This window comes from Hydrogenophaga sp., from assembly GCF_022844385.1.
Lineage (GTDB): Bacteria > Pseudomonadota > Gammaproteobacteria > Burkholderiales > Burkholderiaceae_C > Hydrogenophaga.
Genome location: NZ_JALHLX010000214.1, coordinates 1 through 3,695, shown reverse-complemented (window position 1 = coordinate 3,695; position 3,695 = coordinate 1). Strand labels below are relative to the sequence as shown.

The following is a 3,695-nucleotide window of genomic DNA, read 5'->3' as shown; positions in this document are numbered from 1 at the left end:
TTTCAGGAGACCCCATGTCCATTCAACTCTGCGCCTACCTCTCCTACAACGGCGACTGCGCCGACGCGATGAAGTTCTACGCCCAGGTACTCGGCGCAAAGCTCGAAGCGCTCATCACCTACGGCCAGATGCCCGGCGAGATGCCGGTGCCGCCCGGGCACGCCGACCGGGTGATGCACGCCTGCCTGGTGCACCCCGACTTCGCCATCATGGCCGGCGACGCGCCGCCCGGCGTGCCCTACGCCGGCATACAGGGCTGCATGCTGGCCATCACCTACCCCACGGTGGCGGAAGCCACGCGCGTGTTCAACGCGCTGGCCGAGGGCGGCAAGGTGGGCATGCCGTTGGCAGAAACGTTCTGGGCCGACACCTTCGGCATGGTGACCGACCGTTTCGGCACGCCGTGGGGCATCAACGGTGGGCCGCGGGAGATGGGCCAGTCCTGACCGACCCGGCGGACCTCAGAGCTGCCCTTCGCTCAGCGTGTCGAGCTGAAAGCGTCCGCTGCGGTCCCACAGCCAGGTGTCCACGTACTGCACGCGCCCGAAGCCCGGCGGCGACGGAAACGGTGCGGCGGCACGCACCAGGCGTTCGATCTCGGCCATGACCTCCGGCGCGTGGCTGGGGCCGCGCAGCCAGCGGGTGGAGCCCACTCGCCCGCCCTGGCTCAGCTCGATCTCAAGCACGCCGATGGCGTAGAGCATGGGCGGCAGTTTTCCCCGGAAGATGCGGTCGGGGTACTTGCGGTAGAGGTGCGTGGCGGCTTCGCGGCGGTAGGCCGCGCTGGCGGGCGCCTGGCCAGGCAGCGGTGCGCGGATACCGCAACCCGCGGCCAGCGCCGCAGCGCCTGCCGCTGCCGACAGAGCCATGAGCCGGCGGCGTTCTCCTTGGGTGTTGTTGAGCATGTGGTCAGGCGGCAGATGGAAAACCTGCATTGGACCAGCGTGCACCCGGCAGCACAACGGCCCGCAACACCCGCTTACCGCTGTCGCAAGGTCCGGCTGAGCAGCATCACCGGCACCAACCCCACCAGCACCAGCGTGAGCGCCGGCAATGCCGCTTCGCCCAGGCGCTCGTCGCGCGCGAGCTGGTAGGTCACCACGGCCAGGGTGTCGCTGTTGAAGGGGCGCAGCACCAGCGTGGCGGGCAGTTCCTTCATGACGTCCACGAACACCAGCAGCGCAGCGGCGGCGGTGGAGCGCTTGAGCAGTGGCCAGTGCACGCGGGCCGCCAGCCCGAACCCGGTGGTGCCGAGCATGCGGGCCGAATCGTCCAGGCTGGCCGGAATGCGCGCGTAGCCGCTCTGCATGGACTGCAGCGCCACCGCGGTGAAACGGACCATGTAGGCCCAGACGATGCCCAGCGCCGTGGCGGTGACGTAGTAGCCCACGCTGGTGTCGGGCTTGATGGCCTGCAACCAACCCACCGGCAGCAGCAGCCCCACCACGATGACCGCGCCAGGCACCGCATAACCCAGGCTGGCGAGCTGCACCGCGCCGCGCGTGACCTTGCCCGGGCGCACGCGAACGGAGAAAGCCAGGGCCAGTGCGATGAAGGTGGCCAGCGCCGCCGACAGGCTGGCGAGCCACACGCTGTTGCGCGACCACTGCACGAACGAGGTCCAGGGCAATTCTTCCCAGCCGCCAATAAGCGGGCGCAGCATGAACAGCACCGGCAGCACAAACCCGAACGCAATCGGCAGGGCACACAGCACAACAGCCAGCGCCGCGCGCCCACCCCGCAGTTGCGCGGGCTGCGCTTCGTTGCTGCCGGCGCGCATGCCGCGCAGGGTGGAGAAGCGCATGCGGTGTTGCGCGCGGTGCTCCAGCCACAGCAACAGCGCCACCACGGCCAGCAGCATGGTGGCGAGCTGGGCGGCGGCGGAGCGGTTGTCCATGGCCAGCCAGGCTTTGTAGATGCCGGCGGTGAAGGTCTGCACGCCGAAGTAGCTCACCACGCCGAAGTCGGCCAGGGTTTCCATGAGTGCCAGCGCCACGCCCGCGGCCACGGCGGGGCGCGCCAGCGGCAAGGCCACCTCGCGGATGCGCCGGGCCAGCGGGGCGCCGAGCAGGCGTGCGGCCTCCATCAGTTGCGAAGCGCGCTCCGACAGCGCGGTGCGCGCCAGCAAGTACACATAGGGATAGAGCGAGAAGGTGAACACCCAGACCGCGCCGGGCGTGTTGCGGATCTCGGGGAACACACGGCCGGTGAGGCCGAAGCTCTCGCGCATCCAGACCTGCAGCGGGCCGCTGAACTGCAGGAAGTCGGTGTATGCATAGGCCACCACATAGGCGGGCATGGCGAGTGGCAGCAGCAGCGCCCATTCAAAGAAGCGCCGACCGGGAAATTCAAACAGCGTCACCGCGCTCGCCGTGAGCATGCCCACCACCGCCACGCCCACCGCCACCGCCACGCAGAGCAGCACGGTGGTGAGCGCGTACTCCGGCAACACGGTCTGCGCCATCTGGCTGAGCACATCACGCGCCGCAGCGTCGAACTGGAACCACGAACCGCCGAGCGAGAGCACGGGCAGCGTGAGCAGGCACGCAAGCAGGATCAACGGAGCGAGAGCCAACCAGCGCAGCATGAAGTGAGGGAAGTGGAGGAAACGGAGGGCTGGCGGGATGATGGCACGCGGACCCGCCGCGTTCAGCGAGGGGCTTTTGATGCACATCAATGCAAATGAGAATTGTAGTTATCTACAATGACCCAACACCGACCACCACCATGTTCCTCAACGTCGCCCAACTCAGCGTGCGCTACCCCGGCCAGCCCCAGGCTGCGGTGGACGGTGTCACGCTCGGGTTGCGCGCCGGCGACATCGGCGTGCTCATCGGCCCCTCGGGCTGCGGCAAGACCACCTTGCTGCGCGCGGTGGCTGGCCTGGAGCGCGCCAGCAGCGGCAGCATCACGCTCGAAGGCGAGAAGGTCAGCGACGGCACGCACCACATGCCCGCCGAGCAGCGCCGCATCGGCATGGTGTTCCAGGACTACGCCCTCTTTCCGCACCTCGACGTGGGCAAGAACATCGCCTTCGGCATCGACCGCCTGCCCCGCAACGAGCGCGATGCGCGCGTGGCCGAGGTGCTCAAGCTGGTGGGCCTGGACGGCATGCAGAAGCGTTTTCCGCACGAACTCTCCGGCGGCCAACAGCAGCGCGTGGCGCTGGCCCGCGCATTGGCGCCGCGCCCGCGCCTGCTGCTGCTCGACGAACCTTTTTCCAACCTCGACGTGGACCTGCGCGAGCGCCTGGCGCACGAAGTGCGCGGCATCCTCAAGGCGGCTGGCGCCACGGCCCTGTTCGTCACGCACGACCAGCTGGAGGCCTTTGCCATCGGCGACGTGATCGGCGTGATGCACGAAGGCCACCTGCACCAGTGGGAAGACGCGTACGCGCTGTACCACCGCCCGGCCACGCGCTTCGTGGCCGAGTTCATCGGCCACGGCGTGTTTGCCCCGGCGCAGATCAGCCAGATCGGTAACGAGGTCTCGGTGCAGACGCCCCTGGGTGCGCTGCAGGACGTGGACGAATGCCCGCTGCCCACGGCCTACGCCTCGGGACTCTGCGACGTGCTGCTGCGCGCCGACGACATCGTGCACGACGACCACGCGCCGGTGAAGGCGCAGATCCTGCGCAAGGCGTTTCGGGGCTCCGAGTTTCTCTACACGCTGCGCCTGGCCAGCGGCGAGGTGCT

General features: G+C 68.7%; 4 protein-coding genes. 2 read left to right on the top strand and 2 right to left on the bottom strand.

The genetic code is table 11. The features are described 5' to 3' along the window. The first annotated feature begins 14 nt into the window (after nt 1–14). Nucleotides 15–446 (top strand): VOC family protein, encoded by a 432-nt coding sequence (locus Q0C59_RS19170; RefSeq protein WP_291218584.1) that lies wholly within the window; start codon nt 15–17, stop codon nt 444–446. A gap of 15 nt (nt 447–461) precedes the next feature. Here the strand turns inward: Q0C59_RS19170 and Q0C59_RS19165 are convergent, their stop codons facing one another. Together Q0C59_RS19165 and Q0C59_RS19160 are read right to left on the bottom strand one after the other, a co-directional pair. After that, a complete protein-coding gene (locus tag Q0C59_RS19165; RefSeq protein ID WP_291218582.1) occupies nt 462–905 on the bottom strand; it encodes a hypothetical protein in 444 nt (147 codons plus the stop codon). A gap of 74 nt (nt 906–979) precedes the next feature. Next, a complete protein-coding gene (locus Q0C59_RS19160) occupies nt 980–2,587 on the bottom strand; it encodes an iron ABC transporter permease (RefSeq protein ID WP_291218580.1) in 1,608 nt (535 codons plus the stop codon). Nucleotides 2,588–2,727: 140 nt separating this feature from the next. Here Q0C59_RS19160 and Q0C59_RS19155 point away from each other — a divergent pair. Then, nucleotides 2,728–3,695: ABC transporter ATP-binding protein (locus Q0C59_RS19155; protein WP_291218578.1), on the top strand; the 968-nt coding region annotated here is incomplete at its 3' end.